We start from the raw sequence: 22,406 nt of genomic DNA on the forward strand, positions 1-22,406 counted from the left end.
TGTTGCAAGCCGCGACGATTTTCTGTGCGACAAAAATTGTTTCAGATTGTATGCGTTTTTCGCCCGCAGTTGATGAAATTTTTGAAATGAACTTGTCTGGAATGCCACATATGAACGATGACCAAACTATCCAGCGCCGCCTGATCGAACTCGATGTGGAACATCGCGACCTGGATGCGGTCATAGACATGTTGACCCTGGACGGGCACCACGACCAGTTGCAGCTGCGCCGCCTCAAAAAGCGCAAACTGCAACTGAAAGACCATATTACCCTGTTGAAAATGCAATTAGTGCCCGATGTTCCGGCCTGATCCGTCTTCGCTTCTCTGAAATGCCACTTTGACCGACCCTATTTTGGCGCCCGGCGCGCTTCCTGGCGCCGACGGCGCAGACACTCCGCCGGCTCAGCCGGAAGGCAAACACGATGCCGAAGTCGACCGCCTGTTCAGCGCGGGCGGCCCGCTTGCGCCGTCCGTCGGCAGTTTCAGCCCGCGCCGCTCGCAGACCGAGATGGCCAAGTCGATCGCCCAGGCCATCGCCGACCAGAGCACCCTGATCGCCGAGGCCGGCACCGGCACCGGCAAGACCTTCGCCTACCTGGTCCCGGCGCTGCTGTGGGGCGGCAAGACCATCATCTCGACCGGCACCAAGAACTTGCAGGATCAGTTGTTCTTGCGCGACATCCCGACCGTGCGCGCCGCGCTCAAGGCGCCGGTCTCGATCGCCTTGCTCAAGGGCCGCTCGAACTACGTCTGCCACTACCACCTCGAACGCACCCTGCAGAACGGGCGCATGACCTCGCGCGACGATGTCGGCAATCTGCGCGAAATCTCGCGCTTCATCAAGATGACCAGCTCGGGCGACAAGGCCGAACTGGCCAAGGTGCCCGAAAACGCGCAGATCTGGAACCTGGTCACCTCGACCCGCGACACCTGCATGGGCGCCGAGTGCCAGTACTACCAGGACTGCTTCGTGATGAAGGCGCGCCGCGAAGCCCAGCAGGCCGACGTGGTGGTGGTCAACCACCATCTGTTCTTCGCCGACGTGGCGCTGAAAGACACCGGCGTGGCCGAACTGCTGCCGTCGGCCAACACCATCATCTTCGACGAAGCGCACCAGCTGCCCGATACGGCGACCCTGTTCTTCGGCCAGACGGTCTCGACCTCGCAAATCCTGGAGCTGTGCCGCGACGTGCTGGCCGAGGGCCTGGCGCACGCGCGCGGCGGGCCGGACTGGGCCAAGGTGGTCATGGTGGTCGAAAAGGCCGCGCGCGACCTGCGCCTGACCTTCCCGCAAGACATCATGCGCCTGTCCTTGGCGCAGATCATGCCGTCCTCCGAGTTTTTCCCGGCCTTGAACACGCTCAAGGACAAGCTGGCCGAGATGATCGACGTGCTCGAAGACCAGGCCGCGCGCGCCGAGACCATCGAGCAGGTGAGGGTGCGCGCGGTCGAGCTGGCCGCCTCGCTGGACGGCTGGAAGCAGGATGGCAAGGGAAAGCTGGTCGAAGGCGACCAGGCGGTGCTGTGGGTCGAGGCCTTTTCGTCGTCCCTGCAACTGCACAAGACGCCGCTGTCGATCGCGCCGATCTTCAACAACCAGCGCGAAGGCACGCCGCGCAGCTGGATCTTTACCTCGGCCACGCTGGCGGTCAAGAACGACTTCAAGCATTTCTCGAACCAGATGGGCCTGACCGGCGAGCCGGCCAAGACCTGGCCGAGCCCGTTCAACTACGAGCAGCAGGGCTTGCTGTACGTGCCGAGCGGCTTGCCGGAGCCGAATTCCTTCGGCTACACCGACGCCGTGATCGACAGCGCGCTGCCGGTGATCGAAGCGGCCGGCGGGCGCACCTTTTTCCTGTGCACCACGATCCGCGCGGTCAAGCAGGTCTCCGAACGCTTGCGCGACGAGTTCGCCAAGCGCGGACTCGACTTTCCGCTGTTCGTTCAGGGCGAGCGCGGCCGCACCGAATTGCTCGACAACTTCCGGAATGCCGGCAACGGCGTGCTGGTCGGCTCCCAGAGTTTCTGGGAAGGCGTGGATGTGCGCGGCGACGCGCTCTCGCTGGTCATCATCGACAAGCTGCCCTTCGCCCCGCCCGACGACCCGGTGCTGGCCGCGCGCATCGACGTGATGGAAAAGCAGGGCTTGAACGGCTTCATGCACCACACCTTGCCCGAGGCGATCATCAACCTCAAGCAGGGGGCGGGGCGCCTGATCCGCGACGAGACCGACCGCGGCGTGCTGATGATCTGCGATCCGCGCCTCATTTCCAAATCGTACGGCAAGCGTGTGTGGCAGAGCCTGCCGTCCTTCAAGCGCACCCGTCTGCAGGAAGACGTGATCGCCTTTTTCAAACCACCTCAAGACACCCAGGACTAAGCCATGACCGTGCTGCGCTCGCTGTTACTTTCCGCCTTGCTGGGCACGACCGCGGGCGCCATGGCCCAGTCTGCTGCGCAGGCTCCCGCCCAGGTTCCCGCGCCGCCGCCGTTGGCGGGCGAGGCGAATGCGGCGGCAAACCCGGCCGCGAACCCTGCCGCCAATCCCGCCGCGCAGCTGGCCCGGCTGGCCGAACGCTATTACGAAGAGCAGGCGCGCTACGAGCCGGTCAACGCCACGTTTTCGGGCGACAACCGCTTCGACGACCTGCTGCCGATGACCATCGTGCCATCGGTGCGGGCGCGCCAGTTCGCCATGCTGCACGAGGTGCGCGACGAACTGGCCCGGATCGACCGCAGCAAGCTCGCGCCGGAGGGCCTGACCACCTACGACATCCTGGGTTTTGAAGTCAACAACCTGCTGCGTTTCGAGCCGCTCAAGGATTACCTGCTGCCGATGAACCACATGGACAGCCTGCCCGTGCTGCTGGCCAATTTTGGCGCCGGCGACGGTTCGCAGCCGCTGGTCAGCGTGGCCAATTACCAGGCTTACCTGAAGCGCATCACGGCCTTGCCGCAGTGGACCGACGCGGCGATCGCGAATATGCGCAGCGGCATCAAGCAGGGCGTGGTGCTGCCCAAGGCGCTGGTGCAGTCGCTGCTGCCGCAGATCAAGGCGCTGGCCGCCGCGACGGTCGACAGCAGCGCCTACACGGCGCCGGTGCGGGCGCTGCCCGATAGCTTTTCCAAGGGCGAAAAAGCGCGCATGACGGGCGCCTACCGCGAAGCGGTGCGGGTGCGGGTGTTGCCGGCGCTGCGCAGGCTGGCCGCTTTTCTCGACACCGAATACCTGCCGGCCGCGCGCGCCACCGCCGGCTGGGGCAGCCTGCCGGACGGCGGCAACTGGTACCGCGCGTGGGTGGCGTCGCAAACCACCAGCACCCTGGCGCCGGAAGAAATCCACCGCATCGGACTGGCCGAGATGACGCGCATCAATGCCGAGTTCGCCAAGCTGGCGCCCAAGCTCGGCTACAGCGGCGCGCCGGCCGGCCTGCCGCGCTGGCTGGCGCAGCAAGCCAAGTATCGTCCGTTCAAGACCGAGGAAGAGGTGCTGCAGGCCTACCGGGCGCTGAACGCGCGCATCCTGCCGATGCTGCCGCGCCTGTTCGCGACCTTGCCCAAGGCGCCGCTCGAGATCCGCGCCGAGCCGCCGCTGTCGCGCGATACCGCGTCCGACCATTACACCGCCGCCGCGGCCGACGGCTCGCGTCCGGGCATCTTCTGGGCCGTGATTCCCGATCCGGCCAAATATGCCAGCACCCGCATGACCTCGCTGTTCCTGCACGAAGGCCATCCGGGCCACCACTTCCAGCTGTCCAAGCAGCAAGAGCTGCCGATTCCGAAGTTCCGCAAATTCGGCGGCAACAATGCGTATGTCGAAGGCTGGGCGCTGTACGCCGAGTCGCTGGGCAAGGAAATGGGCCTGTACGAGGACCCCAACGCCTACGCCGGCCACCTGATGCTCGACATGATGCGCGCGGCGCGGCTGGTGGTCGATACCGGCCTGCATGCCAAGGGCTGGACGCGCGAGCAGACCATCCGCTTCCTGGTCGAGGAGGCCGGCAATACCGAAGACGATGCGCGCAACGCGACCGAGCGCTACATGGCGTGGCCGGCCCAGGCGCTCGGCTACAAGGTGGGCGCGCTGAAGATCATGGAACTGCGCCAGCGCGCGCAGACGGCGCTGGGCGACAAGTTCAGCCTGGCCAAATTCCATGATGCGGTGCTGTCCGACGGTACCTTGCCGCTGGCGCTGCTCGAGACCAAGATGAACGGATGGATTGCGCAGCAGGCCAGATAAGTTGGTAAACTTCAACAGATTGATTGGAAAAGCAATTTATTGATAGATTGCTACGATCGAGTGTGATACTTTGCACAGTAATGCGCATAAGAAATATTTTCTTGCGTATTTACCATCAAAGGAGTGCCACCCATGTTCGACCGTTTCAAGCGCAGCTTCGATCTCGTCAAAGCCAGCGCCGCCGTCCTGCGCCAGGACAGCCACCTGCTGATGTTCCCCTTGATTTCGGGCGCGGCGTCGCTGGCCGTGGTCTTGTGCTTCCTGTTGCCGGCCTTCGGCCTCAGTTCGCTCGACGGCCTGAGCGAGAGCAATGGGGCCTGGTATTCGCTGGCCTTCCTGTTTTACATCAGCCAGTACTTCGTGATGTTTTACTTTAATGCCGCGCTGGTCGGCGCCACCATGATCCGCATGGATGGCGGCGCGCCGACCCTGGGCGACGGCCTGCGCATCGCCAACAGCCGCTTCGCCGCCATTCTCGGCTACGCGGTCATCGCCGCAACCGTCGGCATCATCCTGCGCGCGATCCAGGAACGGCTCGGCTTCGTCGGCCGCTTCATCGTCGGCCTGATCGGCGTGGGCTGGACCGTGGCCACCTTCCTGGTGGTGCCGGTGCTGGTCGCGTGCAATACCGGTCCGATCGACTCGATCAAGGCCAGCGCCACCCTGCTGAAACAAACCTGGGGCGAGAACGTGGTCGGCCAGTCCGGCATGAGCCTGTTCTTCGGCGTGCTGATGTTCCTGGTGGTGACGCTGACCCTGTCCGGTGTGGGCCTGGGCGTGAATATCGGCAGTTCCGGCCTGGCCATCGCGTTCGTGGTGATCGGGGTGCTGGCTGCGCTGGTCATCTTGCTGATCCATAACGCGCTGTCCGGCATCTACGCGGCCACCTTGTACCGCTACGCCGCCAGCGGCAATGCCGGCAACGGTTTCGACCAGTCCGTGCTCAACCGCGCCTTCGCACCGAAGGCCTGATTGTCCCGGTGCGACAGCGGCGGGTGGCGGCGCGCAGGCGTCCCCACCCGCCTTGCCGTTGACGCCGCCGCTATCCCTGCGGCAGGATCACGACCTTGCCGGTGACCTTGCGCGCCGCCATGTCGTTGAGTGCCTGGGCGGTCTGTTCGAGCGCGTAGCGGCCCGAGATGCGCGGGCGGATCTTGCCTTCGGCCAGCCATCCCATCAGTTCGCGCATGGCCGCCAGGTTGGCCTTCGGTTCGCGCTTGGCGAACTCGCCCCAGAACACCCCCATCAGCGACGCGCCCTTGAGCAGGGTCAGGTTCAGCGGCAGCCTGGGGATCTCGCCATTGGCGAAGCCCACCACCAGGTAGCGCCCGCGCCACCCGATCGAGCGGAACGCCGGTTCGGCGTACACGCCGCCGACCGGATCGTAGATCACGTCCGGTCCCTTGCCGTCGGTGGCGGCCTTGATCGCTTCGCGCAGGTCGGAGCTGGTGTAGTTGATGGTGGCGTCGGCGCCGTGCTCGCGGCACACCGCCAGTTTTTCATCGCTCGAGGCGGCCGCGATCACGCGCGCGCCCAGCGCCTTGCCGATTTCTATGGCGGCCAGGCCGACGCCGCCGGCCGCGCCCAGCACCAGCATGGTTTCGCCGGCCTTGAGCGCGGCGCGGTCGACCACCGCGTGGTGCGAGGTGCCGTAGGTGAGGGTGATGGCGGCGGCGGTGTCGAAGTCCATTCCCGGCGGCATCGGCATGACGGCCTGGGCCGGCACCACGATCTGCTGCGCGAACGCGCCCTGGGCGGAAAACGCGATCACGCGGTCGCCCACCTTGACGTTGCTCACACCCTCGCCCAGCGCGGCCACCACGCCCGACAGTTCGCTGCCGGGGGTGAACGGCAGCTCCGGCTTGAACTGGTACTTGCCCTGAATGATCAGCACGTCGGGGAAGTTGACCCCGGCCGCCTGCACATCGACCAGCACCTGGCCCGCTCCCGCCACCGGGGCGGCCAGTTGTTCCACTACCAGGCTGTCGGGCAGCCCCCACGCTTTGCAAACCACGGCTTTCATAGGTGTCTCCGATGAGTGTTATCAAAAAATAGTACGACCGTTTGATTTTTGATTATGCCTCAATTCGGGATGGGCGGGGGTGGCCGGATGGTCCGGCCATTTGCGTGCGCGCAAGGTCGGCGCCGCCGCGCTTGTTAAAGTCGACAGCGCGAGCGCGCTGGTGGGACCACAGAAGAGGGAGGCTGACATGGCAATCCGTTACGGCTGTTTCTTTAGTTACGCCCACGGCCGCTATGAGCTGATGAACCGGTTCAAGGCTTCCCTGTCCGATGCCATCCGCTGCTATCTGGAACCCTATTTTGACAATGAAGACGAGCTGTTCATTGACACCGAACAGCTCGGCGGCGGCGACGACCTCGACCGCCGCATCGCGCGCGCCCTGTGCGAGAGCGTCACCATGATCCTGATTTACACCCCCAAATACGAGGCGCACGGTTACACGCGGCGCGAGTTCGCCGCCATGCAGGCCATCGAAGCCGAGCGCAGCCAGTGGTACGCCATGCCCAGCCATCTGATCATTCCGGTGATCATGACGATGCACCCGGCGCGCCTGCCGCCGCAGATTGCGGCGTCGAGTTTCTACGTGGATTTTTCGCATTTCACGATGGCCACCGGCGACCTGAAATCGCATCCGGATTTTCTGCCGGACATCAAAAAAATCGTGGAGCGGATTGTCATCCATTATCAGTATCAAAAAAAGTACACCCCCGCAGGCCATGACTGCAACCAATTCGTGCTCCCCGATGTCCCACCTCAGTGGCGCGATCTGCCGGATCTGTCTTTCCCGAAAAAATAAGAGGAGCAACATGGAAATCCAACGCCTTACCCTGCCGCCGCGTTCCGGTCCCGGCGATGTCACCACCTTCTATTCGTTCGAGAGCGCCAGCGCGCGCAGCGTGGCCTTGACCACCATGGCGCTGCGGCTGGCCGGCCGCGAGAACGCCACCGTGCCGGTGCTGATGATCGATTTCGATACCGAATCGCCCGGCCTGCACCACTATTTCGAGCGCCGCGGCGAGCGTCCCGGCCTGCTCGAATACTTCCAGGCCTGCCGCGACCAGCTGCGCCTGCTCGGGCGCGGCCATCCGGCGCGCACCCCGCCTGGCTACGGCGCCGACGATCCGGACGGCCTGGACGACGCGGCGCTGGCGCGCCAGGTGCTCGAGGCCGTCGCCTGGGAACCGTTCGTCGAGCGCGTCGACCTCAGCCGTCCACTGTACCTGATGCGCGCCGGCAGCTTCGACGACAGCTACGGCGAACGCGCCGACCAGTTCGACTGGGACGGCTTGTTCCAGCTATGTCCGGCCCTGTTCCGCTGTTTCGCCGAGTTCATGGCGCAGCGCTTCGCCCACGTGCTGGTGGACGCGCGCAGCGGGCGCTCGGCGGCGGTCAGCATCTGCACCACCTTGCTGCCGTGCCGCCTGGTGACGGTGTTCACGCCCACCCAGCGCAGCCTGGACGGGCTGGCCGGGGTGGTCACGCGCGCCATCGAGTACCGCTGCAGCCACGAACAGGAGCAGCGCCCGCTGCTGGTGTACCCGCTGCCGGCCGCGATCGACAGCGCCGACAGCGCGCGCCGCCTGCTGTGGCGGCGCGGCGACCCGCACAAGGCGGTGGCCGGCTACCAGAGCACGATCGAACAGTTGCTGCGCCAGTGCTACGGGGTGTCCCGGGTCTCGCTCGACAGTTACTTCGACGAAGTCCAGCTGCCCCAGCTGCACGCCATGGCCGGCGCCGAGCAGCTGGCCCACGGCGGCGAACGCGACGCCGACCGCTTTTCGCTCACGCGCACCTTCGACACCTTGCTCGACTGGCTCCTCGGTAACTATTTTCCCTGGCAATCGCATGCCGAAGTGCGTCTGGCCAGCGCCATCGGCGCGGCGCGCGAGCGGCTCGGGGGCGGCATCAACCTGGCGCTGGCGCTGCCGCTGGCGCGCGACCTGCACCAGCTCGGCGAGCTGTACCGCGGCGCCGGCCGCGCCACCGAGGCCATCGCCTGCTTCGAAGAAAGCATCAACCTGCGCCAGCGCCTGCTGGGCGACGAACACGCCGACACCCGCGCCGGACGGGCCCAGCTGGCCACCCTGCTGCGCCACGACGGGCGCCTGGCCGAGGCCCAGTTCCTGCACGAACTGCTGCTCGACGATTGCGCGCGCCTGCTCGGCCCCGAACATCCCGATACGCTCGCGGCGCGCGCCGCGCTGGCCGCCACCGTGGCCCGGCGCGGCGATTTCGGACGCGCGCTGGCGCTGCACGAGCAAGTCATCGACGCCAGCGAACGCCTGTACGGACCCAGCCACATGCACACGCTCGACTGCCTGGCCGAACAGGCGCGCACCCTGGCCCGCCACGGCGAGTACAGCCGCGCGCGCATGGTCTACGAGCGCGTGCTCGACGGGCGCGAACGCCTGCTCGGCAGCGAACACGAAGACGCCCTGCGCTGCACCCAGGACCTGTCGACCCTGCTGCGCGAGCTGGGCGACCTGGGCAATGCGCGCAAGCTGCAGGAAGGCGTGGTGGCGGCGCGCGAGCGCCATGCCGGCCCCGACCATCCAGCCACGATGCAGGCGCGCGAACTGCTGGCCGAGATCATGGCCGCCCAGAGCGACCTGGCCGGCGTGCGCGCGATGCTCGAACTGCTGGCGCGCAGCCGCGAGCGCAGCCTCGGCGCCGGCCATCCCGACACCCTCAGCAGCCAGTTGCGGCTGGCCTCGACCCTGAGCGAGCAGGGCGATGTCGACGCGGCGCGGCGCCTCCAGCAAAAGCTGGCCGGCGCAAGCGGGCAGGGACCGGCCGGCGCCAGTCCGGATGCGGCGGGCCTGGCGGCCACGGCCGCGCCGCGCCCGGGGCAGGGTGGCGAGGCCGGGCACGGCGCCGGCCGCCATGGTGCGCTTTTCGGCGGCCCCGGCGCGGCGCGGTTTGAGGCCGGCGCGCGCCCGACCAGCATCCTCGACGCCCCGCCCGACAGCGGCGGCGCCGACACCCTCAGCCACAAACTGGCGCAGCTGCAGGAACTGATCGACAGTTGCAGCGAGCGCGAGGCGCGCGCGCTGGCCGACAGCCTGCGCAAGCCGGTACTGCGCCGTAACGTGCCGCCGCCGCTGCGCAAGCGCGGCATGGCCCTGATCCGCCAGGTCTATGTGCGCCACAACGACAAGGATGCCTTGCTGGCGTTGGCCCAGGACGAGGTCGCGTTTTTGCAGGAAGCGCTCAACGACGCCGTCAGCGGGCGCCCGGTCAGCGCGCAGTAGCCGCGTGGCGCGCACAGTGCGCATAAAATGTTGGTGCGGGGCCAGCGTGAGGCTCATTGCTTCAGGTAAAATCTGGGGATGAGAATTCTTATCAGCAATGACGATGGCTATCTCGCCCCCGGGATCCAGGCGCTGGCCGACGCGCTCGCTTCGGTGGCCGAGATTGTGGTCGTGGCGCCCGACAGCAACCGTTCCGGCGCCTCCAATTCACTGTCGCTGGACCGGCCGCTGTCGGTGCAGAAGGCCGCCAACGGCTTTTACTTCGTCAACGGCACCCCGACCGACTGTGTGCACGTGGCCCTGACCGGCATGCTCGACTACCGGCCCGACCTGGTCGTCTCCGGCATCAACAACGGCCAGAACATGGGCGACGACACCCTGTATTCCGGCACGGTGGCGGCGGCGACCGAAGGGTATCTGTTCGGCATTCCGGCGATCGCCTTTTCGCAGGTGGCGTCCGGCTGGGAACACATCGACGCGGCGGCGCGGCTGGCGCGCGACATCGTGCTGCGCCGCTTCGACGACCTGCCCACGCCCTACCTGCTCAACGTCAACATCCCCAACCTGCCGTACGACGCGCTGCGCACGGTGCGCGCCACGCGCCTGGGCAAACGCCACCAGGCCGAGCCGGTGATTCGCGCGCGCGATCCGCGCGGGCGCGAGATTTTCTGGATCGGCCCGCCGGGCGCCACGCGCGACGCCGGCGAGGGCACCGATTTCCACGCCACCGCGCTGGGCGAAGTCTCGGTCACCCCGCTGCAGGTCGACCTGACCCACCGCGACCAGCTGGCGCTGCTTCAGCGCGGATTCGCATGAGCGACAAGAGCGACAAACGCAGCACGTTTCCGCTGCCGCTGTCGTCGGTGACCGGGGATAAGCGCGCGGGTGCGGCGTTTTCTCCTGTCAAAGTAGCAACCCCGCAAACCGCGACCCGGAATGCCGCCGGCAGCGGGGTGCAGGGCAGCCAGGGCGGGGCCCAGAATTACGTGCCGCGCGTCAGCGTCGCGCCTTCCAGGGCGCCGCTCGACGCCTACCAGCGCGCCCAGCCGCTGCCGCTGAGCGCGCCGCGCCCCGATACCGGCGTGTCGGACGCGATCCGGCGCGCCATGGTGGGCCGCGTGGCCAAGCAGGGCGTGCAGGACGGGGTGGTGCTCAAGGCCATGGAAAGCGTGCAGCGCCACCGCTTCATCGAGCCGGCCCTGTCGGCCCAGGCGTATGTCGACGCTTCCCTGCCGATCGGCCACAACCAGACCATTTCGCGCCCCTACATCGTGGCGCGCATGCTCGAAGTGCTGCGCAACGGCAAGCCGCTGACCCGCGTGCTGGAAATCGGCACCGGCTGCGGCTACCAGGCGGCGGTGCTCTCGCACATCGCCAAGGATGTGTTTTCGGTCGAACGGATTCGTCAATTGCACGAGCTGGCCAAGACCAATCTGCGCCACCTGCGCATCGTGAATCTGCGCTTGCACTACGGAGATGGTATGCTAGGCTTGCCCCAGGCCGCCCCATTCGACGGTATCATTCTGGCTGCGGCCGGTCTGGAGGTGCCGCAGGCACTGCTGGAGCAGCTCAGCGTGGGTGGCCGCCTGGTCGCCCCGGTGGGCGCGCAGGTCCAGCACTTGCAGCTGATCACCCGCACCGGCAAGGCCGAATGGATGAGCGAGACCCTGGAAGGCTGCCACTTCGTGCCGCTGCGTCCGGGCACCGTTTAGCGTTCGCCTGCGTTCGGCTGGGTTCGCCCGCCTGCGCCCCCTGGCGCGCGCCTCCGCTTACAGAACACGACACACATAACATGAGAATGAAATACACAAGCCATCTTCCCCTGCTGCTCCTGACCCTGGGCCTGCTCAGCGCCTGTAACACCGCTCCCCGCCGCCCCGCACCCGTGATCGACCGCCTGCCGGCCGCCGACAACCGCGTGCCGCGCCCCGTCGACGACCACAAGGATGAACGCGGCATGTACACCGTGCGCAAGGGCGATACCCTGATCCGCATCGCGCTCGACCATGGCCAGAATTACCGCGACATCGTCGAATGGAACAAACTGTCGAACCCGAACGACATCAAGGTCGACCAGGTGCTGCGCGTACAGCCGCCCGATAGCAAGAGCGACAGCGGCAGCAGTGGCGTGACCACCAGCAAGATCGACATGCCGCCGTCGTCGGAACCGAAACCGCCGCCGGCCCCGGTGGTGGTCAAGAAGACCACGCCGCGCGCCGACAAGCGGCCGTACAGCGACAGCGCGCTGGCCGAGTTGCAGAAAGGCGAGGGCGGCGTGCCGGTCAAGGCCGATCCGAAGCCGGCCGAGAAACCCGAGCCCGCGACGCCAGCGGTGGCGGTGGTGACGCCGCCGCCGCCTCGGCCTGCCGCCGCCGACGAGGAACAGCTGAGCTGGATGTGGCCGTCCGAGGGCAAGATCGTCGCCACCTTCGATGAAGGCAAGAACAAGGGCATCGATATCGCCGGCAAGGCGGGCCAGCAAGTCATGGCGGCCGGCGCCGGAAAAGTCATGTACGCCGGCAGCGGCATCCGCGGTTATGGTAATCTGGTGATTGTGAAGCACAGCAACAGCCTGCTGTCCGCCTACGCCCACAACCGCTCAATCGTGGTCAAGGAAGGGCAGAGCGTCCACAAGGGCCAGCTGATTGCCGAAATGGGCGATTCGGATGCCGATTCGGTCAAGCTGCACTTCGAGATCCGCCAGCAGGGCAAGCCGGTCGATCCTTCGCGTTTCCTGCCTAACCGCTGAGAAATTACCGCCGGATGACAACCGACACCGGCCCCGTGGATCTTTCATGACGCATTCGAGCTACCAGCAAGGCGACGATTCGGGCCCGGATGACTTTCCGGACGATCCGGACGACGCCGCGCTCGATCCCGCGCTCGACCCCGACATGGAGGCCGAGTCCGATGCCGGGCCCGGCGCCGACAGCGTGCCGGTGGCCGGCGCGGTGCTCGAAAGCGTCGACGAACTGAAAAAGGTGCTGGCGGCCGAGCTCTCGACCGATACCACCCAGCACTATCTGAACCAGATCGGCACGCGCGCGCTGCTGACCGCCCCGCAGGAAGTCCATTTCGCCACCCTGGCCAAGGCCGGCGACTTTCCCGCGCGCCAGACCATGATCGAACACAATCTGCGGCTGGTGGTGTCGATCGCCAAGCATTACATCAACCGCGGCGTGGTGCTGCTCGACATGATCGAGGAAGGCAATATCGGCCTGATGCGCGCCATCGACAAGTTCGAGCCCGAGCGCGGTTTCCGCTTTTCGACCTACGCCACCTGGTGGATCCGCCAGAGCATCGAGCGCGCCATCATGAACCAGGCGCGCACGGTGCGCCTGCCGGTCCACATGGTGCGCGAGCTGAACCAGATCCTGCGCGCCAAGTACCACCTCGAAGCCCAGCACCACGACGGCAAGGACGCCACCGCCGAAGACATCGCCCACCTGGTCGGGCGCCCGGTCGAGGAAGTGCAGGATATCCTGGCCCTGTCCGAGCACGCCACCTCGCTCGATGCCCCGCTCGACAACGATCCCCAGTCGAGCCTGATGGATATGCTGCCCGGCGACGCCGACGATGGTCCCGACAGCCGCGCCGAGCACCACGAAATGACGGTGCTGGTGCGCGACTGGCTCACCCGCCTGCCGGACAAGCAGCGCATCGTGATCATGCGCCGTTTCGGGCTCGACAACGACGATCCGGCCACCCTGGAAACCCTGGCCGAAGAGATGGGCGTCACGCGCGAGCGGGTGCGCCAGATCCAGCAGGAAGCCCTGGTCAAACTGAAACGGGCGATGGCCGCCCGTGGCGTGGTGCGCGATTCCTTGCTATGATGCGCGCGGGCTGATCCGCGCCTCCTCTTCCCCATTCAACCTCTTTCCGCACACGCCCTGCGCGTGTTTTTCGCCATGCAAGACACCATTCTCGACATCAAATCCCTGGACATGGACGCCCGCGGCGTCGGCCACCTCGCCAACGAGGACGGTTCGCCGGGCAAGGTGATCTTCGTCGAGGGCGCCTTGCCGGGCGAAAAAGTCAGCTTTGTCACCTTCAAGAAGAAAAAGAACTGGGAAGCGGCGCGCATGACCGTGCTGCACAAGGCCTCGTCGATGCGCGTGACGCCCAAGTGCCCGCATTTCGACAATTGCGGCGGCTGTTCGATGCAGCATCTGGAGCCGTCGGCCCAGGTGGCCATGAAGCAGCGCGTGCTGGAAGACAACCTGTGGCACATCGGCAAGGTCAAGCCGGGCAATGTGATGCGGCCGATGTACGGCCCGACCTGGGGCTACCGCTACCGCGCGCGCCTGTCGGTGCGCCATGTTGCCAAAAAAGACACGGTGCTGGTCGGTTTCCACGAAAAACGCTCGGCCTTCGTGGCCGACATGAGTGACTGCAAGATCCTGCCGCCGCATGTGGCCGCCATGCTGCTGCCGCTGCGCGCGCTGGTGGGCGCCCTGTCGATCTTCGACCAGATGCCGCAAATCGAAGTCGCGGTCGGCGAGGAAACCACGGCGATGGTCTTGCGCATCATGGCGCCCCTCACCGGCGCCGATGAAACCTTGCTCAAAAGCTTTGCCGACCAGTGGAACATCCAGTGGTGGTTGCAAACCAAGGGGCCGGAAACGGCCGCGCCGTTCTATCCGCTGGACAAGGAACTGTATTACACCCTGCCCGAGTTCGGCGTGAAGATGCCGTTCAAGCCGGTCGATTTTACCCAGGTGAACCACCACATCAACCGCGTGCTGGTCGGCAAGGCGCTCAATCTGCTGGAGGTGCAGCCGCAAGACCGCGTGGCCGACCTGTTCTGCGGCCTGGGCAACTTCACCTTGCCGCTGGCCACCCAGGCCCGCGCAGTGGTCGGCATCGAAGGCAGCACCACCCTGACCGAACGGGCGCTGTCGAATGCGCGCGCGAACGGGCTGTCGGACAAGACCAGCTTTTCGACACGCAACCTGTTCGAGGTGACGGCGGAAGACCTGGTCGCGCTCGGCAAGTTCGACCGCATGCTGATCGACCCGCCGCGCGATGGCGCGATGGCGCTGGCGCAGGCGCTGGCGGCACTGCGCCTGAGCCATCCGGACATGCTGCCCAAGCGCATCGTGTACGTCTCGTGCAGCCCGTCGACCCTGGCGCGCGACGCCGGCATCCTGACCCACGAAGCCGGGTATGAACTGAGCAAGGCGGGCGTGGTCAACATGTTCCCGCACACCTCGCACGTGGAATCGATGGCCGTGTTCAACCTGGTGTAAAGACCGGGCGGAGAAGGGTGGCGCGCTGTTTGGTATAATAAGAATCATTCTCATTTCCGGCCGCGCGCCGCCGTGCGGCCTGTCAGGGGCGGTGTGGCTATGCAGCGCGGGTCGGGACGACCATTTTCCAGCCGCCCGCCATCGTGTTCGAACGCTATCACCTTGAATTGCTCAACTTCTTGCACCGCCTGCTGGGCGACCGCCACGCCGCCGCCGACCTGGCGCAGGAGAGCTTCGTGCGCGTGCTGGCGCACCAGCAATCGGGACGCGCCATCGCCAATGCCCGCGCGCTGCTGTACCGCACGGCGCGCAACCTGGTCATCGACACCCACCGGCGCGCCGGCGTGCGCAGCCACGATGAGCTCGACGCCATCGCCGAGCAGGCCGGCCCGCGCCACCTCCAGCCCGACGAAGCACTGGCCTCGGAGCAGTCGGTGCAAGCCTACCTGCGCGCGATCGAGGGCTTGCCGCCGCGCTGCCGCGAAGCCTTCATCCTGCACGTCTTCGACGCCATGAGCCACAAAGAGATCGCCGCCCGCATGGGGATTTCGGCCAGCATGGTGGAAAAGCACATCGTGCGCGGCATGCTGGCCTGCCGCGCCTGCGAACGGAGCGCGTCGGCATGACGGGCGCCGAGCAGCGCATCGCGCAAGAAGCGGCCGCCTGGGCGCTGCGCGGCGGGGACACTGCCAGCCAGGCCGGACTGGCGGCCTGGCTGGCGGCCGATGCACGCCACCGCGCCGCGTTCGACGCCATGCGCGCCACCCTGCGCGGCGTGCGCGCCTTGCCGCAGTCGGCCGTGGCCGGCTTGCGCGCGGCGATCCCGGCACCGCCGCGCGCGCCGGCGCCGCGCCGCCTCCTCGCGCTGCAAGCGTGTTGCGCCATGCTGAGCGTCTGCGTGGCCGGCGGCGCCTGGCTGGCCTGGGAGCACCAGCGGCGCCAGCCGACCTTCAGCGCCGCGTACGCGACCGCGCGCGGGCAGCAGCTGACCCAGGCGCTGCCCGACGGCAGCGTGATCACGCTCGATACCGCCACCCGCATCGAGGTGCGCCTGTACCGCGACCGGCGCGAGCTGGTCCTGCACGATGGCCAGGCGCTGTTCGCCGTGCGCAGCGAGCGCGCGCGGCCGTTCCAGGTCAGCGCCGGCGCGGCCCGCGTCACGGTGCTCGGCACCCGCTTCGCGGTGCGCCACACCCGCACCGGCCTGGACGCGAACTTGACCGCCGTTTCCGTGCAAGAAGGGCGGGTGCGGGTGCGCGCCGGGGGCGGCGCGGAAACCGAACTGGGCGCGGGCCAGGCCATCAGCGCCGCCGCCGACGGCCGCCTCGGGGCCGTGGCCAGCGTGGCGCCGGGGGCGGTGGCCGCCTGGCGCGACGGCCGCATCAGTTTCAGGAACACCCCGCTGGCGCTGGCCCTCGCCGAATTCGAGCGCTACGGCCGGACCGCTCTGGTGCTGCGCGATCCGGCCGTGGGCGCCATGCGCGTGGGCGGCAGCTACACGGTGCGGGAATTGCCGGCCTTCGCCGCCGCGCTGCCAGTCATGCTGCCGGTGCGGCTGGTGGAGCGCGCCGGCCAGACCGAGATCGTGGCGCTGAAAAAGTGAGAATAATTCTCATTTCGACCTGAGGATGTGCGGCGCCGCTGCGTCTTCCTCCACAGAACCTCTTTTTTCAACATCTGTCTGTGGAGTTTGCCTCATGCGCAAAGCGCGTTTCATCCCCCTTCCGTTCGCCTTCGCGAGCTTGTTGTCGGCCGCCGCCGTCGCGGCCGCGCCAGTCCCGCCGCCGGCCGCCGCGCCCGTGCTGCGGCTCGACGTGGCCAGCCGCCCGCTCGGCGACGCCCTCAACGAACTGGCGCGCCAGGCCAATTTGCAGCTGGGCTTTTCCCCGGCCCTGGTCAGCGGCAAGACCGCGCCCGCCGTGGCCGGCAACTACACGACGCAGCAGGCGCTCGACCGCTTGCTCCACGGTAGCGGGCTGGCCGGCAAGGTGGAGCGGGGCGCGGTGCTGATCCGGCCGGCGCCGGGCGCCCCCGAGCAGGTCATGATGAAGGAAGTGACGGTCACGGCCGCGCCGCTCAGCGAGCCGGCCCAGGCGCGCGAGCAGGGCTACCGGGTGCGCCGCTCGGCCGCCTCTGGCTTTCGCGAGCAGGCCGTGCTCGACACGCCGTTTTCGGTGAGCGCGTTTCGGCCGAACTGTTCCAGGACCAGCAAGCCAAGTCGCTGGCCGATGTGGTCAAGAACGACCCCTCGGTCACGCTGGCGTCGGACCCGATGTGGTTCGACCGGGTGATGGTGCGCGGCTTCTACCTGGGCGTGGACGCGGTCAAGCGCGACGGCCTGACCATCAACGACCAGGGCTCGATCGCGCTCCAGAACAAGGCCTCGGTGGAGATCGCCAAGGGCTTGTCGGCGCTGCGCCACGGCCTGACCTCGCCCGGCGGGGTGGTCAATTACATCGTCAAGCGCCCGGGCGCGGACAGCCTGTCGCGCCTGACGCTGTCGGCCAATGACGATGGCGCGCTGGGCGTCCACGCCGACCTGGGACGGCGCTTCGGCCGCGACCGGCAGTTCGGGGTGCGCCTCAATGGCGCCGCCGACAAGCTGCGCAACCATGTGCCGGGCTACCAGGGCGACAAGCAGTTTGTCAGCGGCGCGTTCGAATGGCAGGCCGGCGACGCGCTGCTGCTCGAAGCCGATATCGAACACCAGCGCTCCGACAAGCAGGGTCCCGGCTCGCCCAACGTGTTGTGGTGGAACACCCTGGCCGAGGCGCGCGCCGCTTTTTCCCGCCTCGACGCGAAGAGCTATGCGGCGCAGGACTGGGCGGTCGAGCCGAACCGGCAAACCTACCTCGGCGCGCGCGCCACCTATCAGCTGGGCGAACAATGGAAGCTGGCGCTGGCCGGCCACCGCGCCAGGCTCGCGCGCGACCAGCGCTCGATCAACCCGCGCGCCACGCGTCCCAACGGCGAGTACGACGCCAGCCTGTATTTCAGCCCGGACCAGGAGCGCAACAACAGCAGCCTGCAGCTGGTGCTCGAGGGCGACCTGCGCAGCGCAGCGCTGGCGCATGCGCTGGCCGTCGGGGTCGACTCGGTGCGGCGCGACATGGTCTACGGCGACGGTTTTTCGGGGCCGATCGGGCAGGGCAACCTGTTCGCGCCGCGCCCCATCGCCGACCCGGCTCCGGTGGTGGGCGCGGCCTACCTGGCCAACCGGGCCGACCAGCGCGCGCTGTTCGCCACCGACACCATCAGCCTGGGCGAGCAGTGGCAGGTATTCGGCGGCCTGCGCCATACCCGCATCGCCATCCACAGCGGCAGCGCCAGCGGCGTGCTGCGCAAGACCTACGACAAGGCCGCGACCACGCCGGCGCTGGGATTGCTGTTCAAGCCGGTCCCCGGGATGTCGCTGTACGCCAGCTATGCCGAAGGCCTGGAGCAGGGCGGCACCGCGCCGCTCGGCAGCAGCAACCAGAACCAGGTGATGAATCCGCTCGACAGCCGCCAGCTCGAACTGGGCGCAAAGGCCGAGCTCGGCGGCGCCTTGCTGACCGGCGCGCTGTTCCAGATCGACAAGGGCCTCGAGTACACCAATGCCGACAAGCTGTACGTGCAAGATGGCAGCCAGCTGCACCAGGGTGTGGAAGTGACGCTGGGCGGGCCGCTCACGCGCAACTTGCGCCTGCTCGCGGGCGCGGCCTGGCTCAAGGCGCGGGTCGATGAAACGGCCAACCTGAGCCTGATCGGCAAGCGGCCGCAGGGCGTGCCGGCCTGGCAGGCCAATCTGTTCGCCGACTACGCGCTGGGGGCGCTGCTGCCGGGGCTCTCGCTCAACGGGGGTGCTTACTACGGCGGCAAGAAGGCGGTCGACCTGCACAATACCTGGATGGCCGGCGCCTACCTGCGGCTCGACGCCGGGGTGCGCTACGAACAGGCGCTGGCGTCGGGCCAGCGCGTGGTGCTGCGCCTGACGGTGGAGAACCTGGCCGACCGGCGCTACCTGGCCAATACCAACGGCGGCGCGCTCACCTTCGGCGCGCCGCGCAGCGCGCGGGCGTCGCTGGCCATGGATTTCTGAGCCGCGCACAGCCGCCGGGCGGCTGTGCGGACGTAAAAAAACCGGCCCGCGGGCCGGTTTTTTATTGCCGGATGGCTAACGCTTATTCGCGTTCGCCGCCCAGGCCCAGCAGCGAGAGCAGGTACTGGAAAATCATGTAGACGTTCAGGTACAGGCTCAAGGTGGCGCTGATGTAGTTGGTTTCGCCGCCGTTGACGATGCGCTGCACGTCGTACAGGATGTAGGCCGAGAAGATCGCAATGCCGATCACCGAGATGGCCAGCCACAGGGCGGGCATCTGCAGGAAGTAGTTGGCCAGGGTGGCGAGGATCAGCACGATCACGCCGGCGAACAGCCACTTGCCCATCATCGAGAAATCGCGCTTGCTCACGGTGGCGATACTTGCCAGAACGGCAAATACGCTGGCCGTGCCGCCGAACGCCATCATGATCAGGGTGCCGCCGTTGGAAAAGCCCAGGGTGCGGGTCAGCAGCGGGGTCAGCCAGATACCCATGAAGAAGGTAAAGCCCAGCAGCACCACGACGCCCATGGCCGTTTGCTTGGTTTTTTCAATGCCCCAGATGAAGCCGTACGACATCGCCAGGAACAGCACGAAACCGAGGATGCCGCGTGGTACGGGCAGATGGAACATCACACCGATGGCGGCGCCGAGCACCGTCGGGATCATCGACAGGGCCAGCAGCCAGTAGGTATTGCGCAGTACGCGATGACGTACCGCCTGGCTGGAACCCGCCAGGTCGTAGTCTTGCAAGCTAATTGACATAGTGCCTCCGATTAATAAAAAAGTAATGCTCGCTAAAAGAATAGCACGGCGCGGGAAAAACGCGCAAAATCGCGCATGCGCCCGCGTCCATTTGAAGCCGTCACTCTAACACTTCTGCGGACGGCCGTGCAATATCCCTCAAAAAGGGGTGTTGTATGGTAAAATCGAAGGTTGATTGGGTCCCGTTACCCAACATTAAACCTTTCTTTTTATTGGAGTTTTTACACATGGCAATCGAACGCACCCTGTCGATCATCAAACCTGACGCAGTTGCAAAAAACGTCATCGGGCAAATCTACAGCCGCTTTGAAGGCGCTGGCCTGAAAATCGTCGCAGCCCGCATGATGCACCTGTCGCGCGCCGAAGCGGAAGGCTTCTACGCTGTGCACGCTGCACGTCCATTCTTCAAGGACCTGGTCGAATTCATGATCTCGGGTCCTGTCATGGTGCAAGCGCTCGAAGGCGAAAACGCCATCGCTACCCATCGTGACCTGATGGGCGCGACCGATCCGAAGAAGGCAGAAAAAGGCACCATCCGCGCCGATTTCGCCGATTCGATCGATGCCAACGCCGTGCACGGCTCCGACGCCGCTGAAACCGCCGCTGTGGAAATCGCTTACTACTTCCCAGCACTGAACGTGTACTCCCGTTAATCAGTCATTCGCGACTGCTTGACCTGTATCACACCGCTTGCCCGGTTCGCCGGGCGGGCGGGATGTTTTTCCCCTGATTTTGTCCTGACTTACTGAAGAATACTATGACGACTCTCACCAACCTGCTGGACTTCGATCCCGCGCAACTCGTCGCTTACTGCGCCGACTTGGGTGAGAAGCCGTTCCGTGCCAAACAGCTGCAGCGCTGGATCCACCAGTTCGGCGCCAGCGAGTTCGACACCATGACCGACCTGGCCAAGTCGCTGCGCGACAAGCTGGCCACGCGCGCCGAAATCCGCGCACCGGCCACCATCAGCGACCACACCTCCACCGATGGCACGCGCAAGTGGCTGGTCGACGTGGGCAATGGCAACGCGGTCGAAACCGTGTTCATCCCGGAAGAAAACCGCGGCACCCTGTGCATTTCCACCCAGGCCGGCTGCGCCGTGAACTGCCGTTTCTGCTCCACCGGCAAGCAGGGCTTCAACCGCAACCTGACCGTGGCCGAAATCATCGGCCAGCTGTGGATGGCCGAATTCGAGCTGCGCCGCACCAAGGGCATCGAGCCCGGCCCCAAGGGCGAGCGCCAGATCACCAATGTGGTGATGATGGGCATGGGCGAGCCGCTGCTCAATTTCGAGCCGACCGTCACCGCCCTCAAGCTCATGCTCGACGATAACGCCTACGGCCTGTCGCGCCGCCGCGTGACTTTGTCGACCTCGGGCGTGGTGCCGATGATGGACAAGCTGTCGCAGGAAGTGCCGGTGGCGCTGGCGGTCTCGCTGCACGCCTCGAACGACGCCCTGCGCGACGGCCTGATTCCGCTGAACAAAAAGTACCCGCTGCGCGAGCTGATGGCGGCCTGCCGCCGCTATCTCGCATTCGCCCCGCGCGACTTCATCACCTTCGAATACTGCATGCTCGACGGCGTCAACGACAGCGACGAGCACGCGCGCGAGCTGGTCGCCCTGGTCAACGACCCGCTGGTCGGCGTGTCATGCAAATTCAACCTGATTCCGTTCAATCCTTTCCCCGAGTCCGGCCTGTTGCGCTCGAAGAATCCGCGCATCAAGGCTTTCGCCCAGGTGCTGATGGATGGCGGGCTGGTGACCACGATTCGCAAAACCCGCGGCGACGATATCGACGCCGCCTGCGGCCAGCTGGCCGGCGAAGTGCAAGACCGTACCCGCGTTCAGGAGCGCATGGAAAAAATGGCTGAATACCAGAAGAAGTTCGGCGCCGACTTCGGGCGCATCGTGGAGATTCCTTCTTGAACGCGCGCGTGCCGCCTGGCCTCGACCGGCGCCGCCTGATGGCGCTGGCCCTCGTGGCCGCTGCCGTGGCGGCGCTGGGCGCCTGCACCACCACCAGCGTCACCCGCAACGCCTCGGCCGAAGCGGCCGGCCTGCAGGGCAGCACCACGGAACTGAAGACCGCGTCCGACCAGACCACCAAGGACAAGCGCTCCGGCATCCGCATGCAGCTGGCCATCGGCTACTACCAGGATGGCAACTACGCGGTCGCCCTCGACGAGATCAAGCAAGCCATCGCCATCGATCCCGAGATGGCCGACGCCTACAGCGTGCGCGCCCTGATCTACACCAGCATGGGCGAGAACATCCTGGCCGAGGAAAACTACCAGCGCGCGATGCGCCTGGCGCCGCGCAATCCCGAGTTCAACAACAACTACGGCTCCTTCCTGTGCCAGACCGAGCGCTACGCGCCGGCCATCGCCCAGTTCGAGATCGCCCTGAAAAACCCCATGTACCAGTCGCCGGTCAAGGCGCTGGTCAATGCGGGCGGATGCAGCATCAAGCAAAAGAATTACGACGCGGCCGAGCGCTACCTGCTGCAAGCCGTGCGTATCGAGCCCGACCTGGTGCAGGTGCAAGCCGGCCTGGCGCGGGTCTATTACGAGCGGCGCGACTACGTGCGCGCCGGAGTTTATATCAACCGTGTCAAAGCGGTCGCGAAACTGGACAGCTTGCCCGCCGATGTGCTCTGGCTGGCGATCCGCGTCGAACGCAAACTGGGCGAGAAGGCTTCGGAGACGAGCCTGGTGACGCAACTGCGTCGCCGCCACCCCGGTTCGCCCGAGTTCGCAGCCTTCCAGCGCGGTGCATTTGATGAGTGAGACAGGATCG

At 66.4% G+C, this 22,406-nt stretch carries 20 protein-coding genes; 18 read left to right on the top strand and 2 right to left on the bottom strand.

Translation table 11 applies throughout. The features are described 5' to 3' along the window. Window positions 1-110: 110 nt before the first annotated feature. From F2P45_RS25870 to F2P45_RS25885, 4 genes are all read left to right on the top strand, one after another. Complete coding sequence (locus F2P45_RS25870; RefSeq protein WP_166881122.1) at window positions 111-311, top strand: YdcH family protein; 201 nt, start codon at window positions 111-113, stop codon at window positions 309-311. A 40-nt stretch (window positions 312-351) separates the two neighbouring features. Beyond that, window positions 352-2,382 carry a DNA repair helicase YoaA gene (gene yoaA / locus F2P45_RS25875; RefSeq protein WP_166881123.1) on the top strand — a complete coding sequence of 677 codons (2,031 nt, stop codon included), beginning with the start codon at window positions 352-354 and terminating at the stop codon, window positions 2,380-2,382. 3 nt (window positions 2,383-2,385) lie between these two features. Then, the gene (locus F2P45_RS25880; protein ID WP_229505308.1) at window positions 2,386-4,242 is read left to right on the top strand and encodes a DUF885 domain-containing protein; all 1,857 of its coding nucleotides are present in this window, start codon (window positions 2,386-2,388) and stop codon (window positions 4,240-4,242) included. 132 nt (window positions 4,243-4,374) lie between these two features. After that, entirely contained in the window at window positions 4,375-5,214 is an 840-nt protein-coding gene (locus F2P45_RS25885) for a DUF6159 family protein (protein ID WP_166881091.1), read from the top strand. A gap of 70 nt (window positions 5,215-5,284) precedes the next feature. Here the strand turns inward: F2P45_RS25885 and F2P45_RS25890 are convergent, their stop codons facing one another. Then, window positions 5,285-6,265: an NADPH:quinone oxidoreductase family protein gene (locus tag F2P45_RS25890; RefSeq protein WP_166881092.1), complete on the bottom strand. Its 981-nt coding sequence runs from the start codon at window positions 6,263-6,265 to the stop codon at window positions 5,285-5,287. A gap of 79 nt (window positions 6,266-6,344) precedes the next feature. Between F2P45_RS25890 and F2P45_RS25895 the strand changes: the two genes are divergently transcribed. From F2P45_RS25895 to F2P45_RS25945, 11 genes are all read left to right on the top strand, one after another. After that, the gene (locus tag F2P45_RS25895) at window positions 6,345-7,061 is read left to right on the top strand and encodes a toll/interleukin-1 receptor domain-containing protein (protein WP_370663313.1); all 717 of its coding nucleotides are present in this window, start codon (window positions 6,345-6,347) and stop codon (window positions 7,059-7,061) included. A gap of 10 nt (window positions 7,062-7,071) precedes the next feature. Further along, complete coding sequence (locus F2P45_RS25900) at window positions 7,072-9,516, top strand: tetratricopeptide repeat protein (RefSeq protein ID WP_166881093.1); 2,445 nt, start codon at window positions 7,072-7,074, stop codon at window positions 9,514-9,516. A 78-nt stretch (window positions 9,517-9,594) separates the two neighbouring features. After that, window positions 9,595-10,332 (top strand): 5'/3'-nucleotidase SurE, encoded by a 738-nt coding sequence (gene surE / locus F2P45_RS25905; protein WP_166881094.1) that lies wholly within the window; start codon window positions 9,595-9,597, stop codon window positions 10,330-10,332. Beyond that, the gene (locus F2P45_RS25910; protein ID WP_166881095.1) at window positions 10,329-11,228 is read left to right on the top strand and encodes a protein-L-isoaspartate(D-aspartate) O-methyltransferase; all 900 of its coding nucleotides are present in this window, start codon (window positions 10,329-10,331) and stop codon (window positions 11,226-11,228) included. The genes surE and F2P45_RS25910 overlap by 4 nt, the downstream gene beginning before the upstream one ends. Before the next feature lie 86 nt (window positions 11,229-11,314). Beyond that, entirely contained in the window at window positions 11,315-12,265 is a 951-nt protein-coding gene (locus F2P45_RS25915) for a peptidoglycan DD-metalloendopeptidase family protein (protein WP_166881096.1), read from the top strand. Between the two features lie 46 nt (window positions 12,266-12,311). Beyond that, a complete protein-coding gene (gene rpoS, locus F2P45_RS25920) occupies window positions 12,312-13,349 on the top strand; it encodes an RNA polymerase sigma factor RpoS (protein ID WP_166881097.1) in 1,038 nt (345 codons plus the stop codon). A 75-nt stretch (window positions 13,350-13,424) separates the two neighbouring features. After that, on the top strand, window positions 13,425-14,765 hold the full coding sequence (rlmD, locus tag F2P45_RS25925; RefSeq protein WP_166881098.1) for a 23S rRNA (uracil(1939)-C(5))-methyltransferase RlmD: 1,341 nt from the start codon (window positions 13,425-13,427) through the stop codon (window positions 14,763-14,765). Window positions 14,766-14,908: 143 nt separating this feature from the next. Continuing rightward, the gene (locus F2P45_RS25930) at window positions 14,909-15,391 is read left to right on the top strand and encodes an RNA polymerase sigma factor (RefSeq protein ID WP_166881099.1); all 483 of its coding nucleotides are present in this window, start codon (window positions 14,909-14,911) and stop codon (window positions 15,389-15,391) included. Further along, the gene (locus tag F2P45_RS25935) at window positions 15,388-16,368 is read left to right on the top strand and encodes a FecR family protein (protein ID WP_166881100.1); all 981 of its coding nucleotides are present in this window, start codon (window positions 15,388-15,390) and stop codon (window positions 16,366-16,368) included. The genes F2P45_RS25930 and F2P45_RS25935 overlap by 4 nt, the downstream gene beginning before the upstream one ends. A 94-nt stretch (window positions 16,369-16,462) precedes the next feature. Beyond that, complete coding sequence (locus F2P45_RS25940) at window positions 16,463-17,056, top strand: STN domain-containing protein (protein ID WP_166881101.1); 594 nt, start codon at window positions 16,463-16,465, stop codon at window positions 17,054-17,056. Further along, window positions 16,996-18,846, top strand: coding sequence for a TonB-dependent receptor (locus tag F2P45_RS25945; RefSeq protein ID WP_370663314.1), 1,851 nt, complete (start codon window positions 16,996-16,998; stop codon window positions 18,844-18,846). Before F2P45_RS25940 ends, F2P45_RS25945 begins: the two co-directional genes overlap by 61 nt. Window positions 18,847-18,928: 82 nt before the next feature. On the opposite strand, the gene F2P45_RS25950 is transcribed toward F2P45_RS25945, so the two are convergent. Further along, complete coding sequence (locus F2P45_RS25950) at window positions 18,929-19,609, bottom strand: Bax inhibitor-1/YccA family protein (RefSeq protein ID WP_166881102.1); 681 nt, start codon at window positions 19,607-19,609, stop codon at window positions 18,929-18,931. 227 nt (window positions 19,610-19,836) lie between these two features. On the opposite strand from F2P45_RS25950, the gene ndk reads away from it, so the two are divergent. The 3 genes from ndk (at window position 19,837) to pilW (ending at window position 22,396) form a co-directional block, all read left to right on the top strand. Further along, the gene (ndk, locus tag F2P45_RS25955; RefSeq protein WP_166881127.1) at window positions 19,837-20,262 is read left to right on the top strand and encodes a nucleoside-diphosphate kinase; all 426 of its coding nucleotides are present in this window, start codon (window positions 19,837-19,839) and stop codon (window positions 20,260-20,262) included. Window positions 20,263-20,366: 104 nt separating this feature from the next. Then, window positions 20,367-21,536 (top strand): dual-specificity RNA methyltransferase RlmN, encoded by a 1,170-nt coding sequence (gene rlmN / locus F2P45_RS25960; RefSeq protein WP_166881103.1) that lies wholly within the window; start codon window positions 20,367-20,369, stop codon window positions 21,534-21,536. Next, the gene (gene pilW, locus F2P45_RS25965) at window positions 21,533-22,396 is read left to right on the top strand and encodes a type IV pilus biogenesis/stability protein PilW (RefSeq protein WP_229505309.1); all 864 of its coding nucleotides are present in this window, start codon (window positions 21,533-21,535) and stop codon (window positions 22,394-22,396) included. Before rlmN ends, pilW begins: the two co-directional genes overlap by 4 nt. Window positions 22,397-22,406: the final 10 nt, after the last annotated feature.

The organism is Massilia mucilaginosa (assembly GCF_011682145.1).
GTDB lineage: Bacteria > Pseudomonadota > Gammaproteobacteria > Burkholderiales > Burkholderiaceae_D > Telluria_A > Telluria_A mucilaginosa.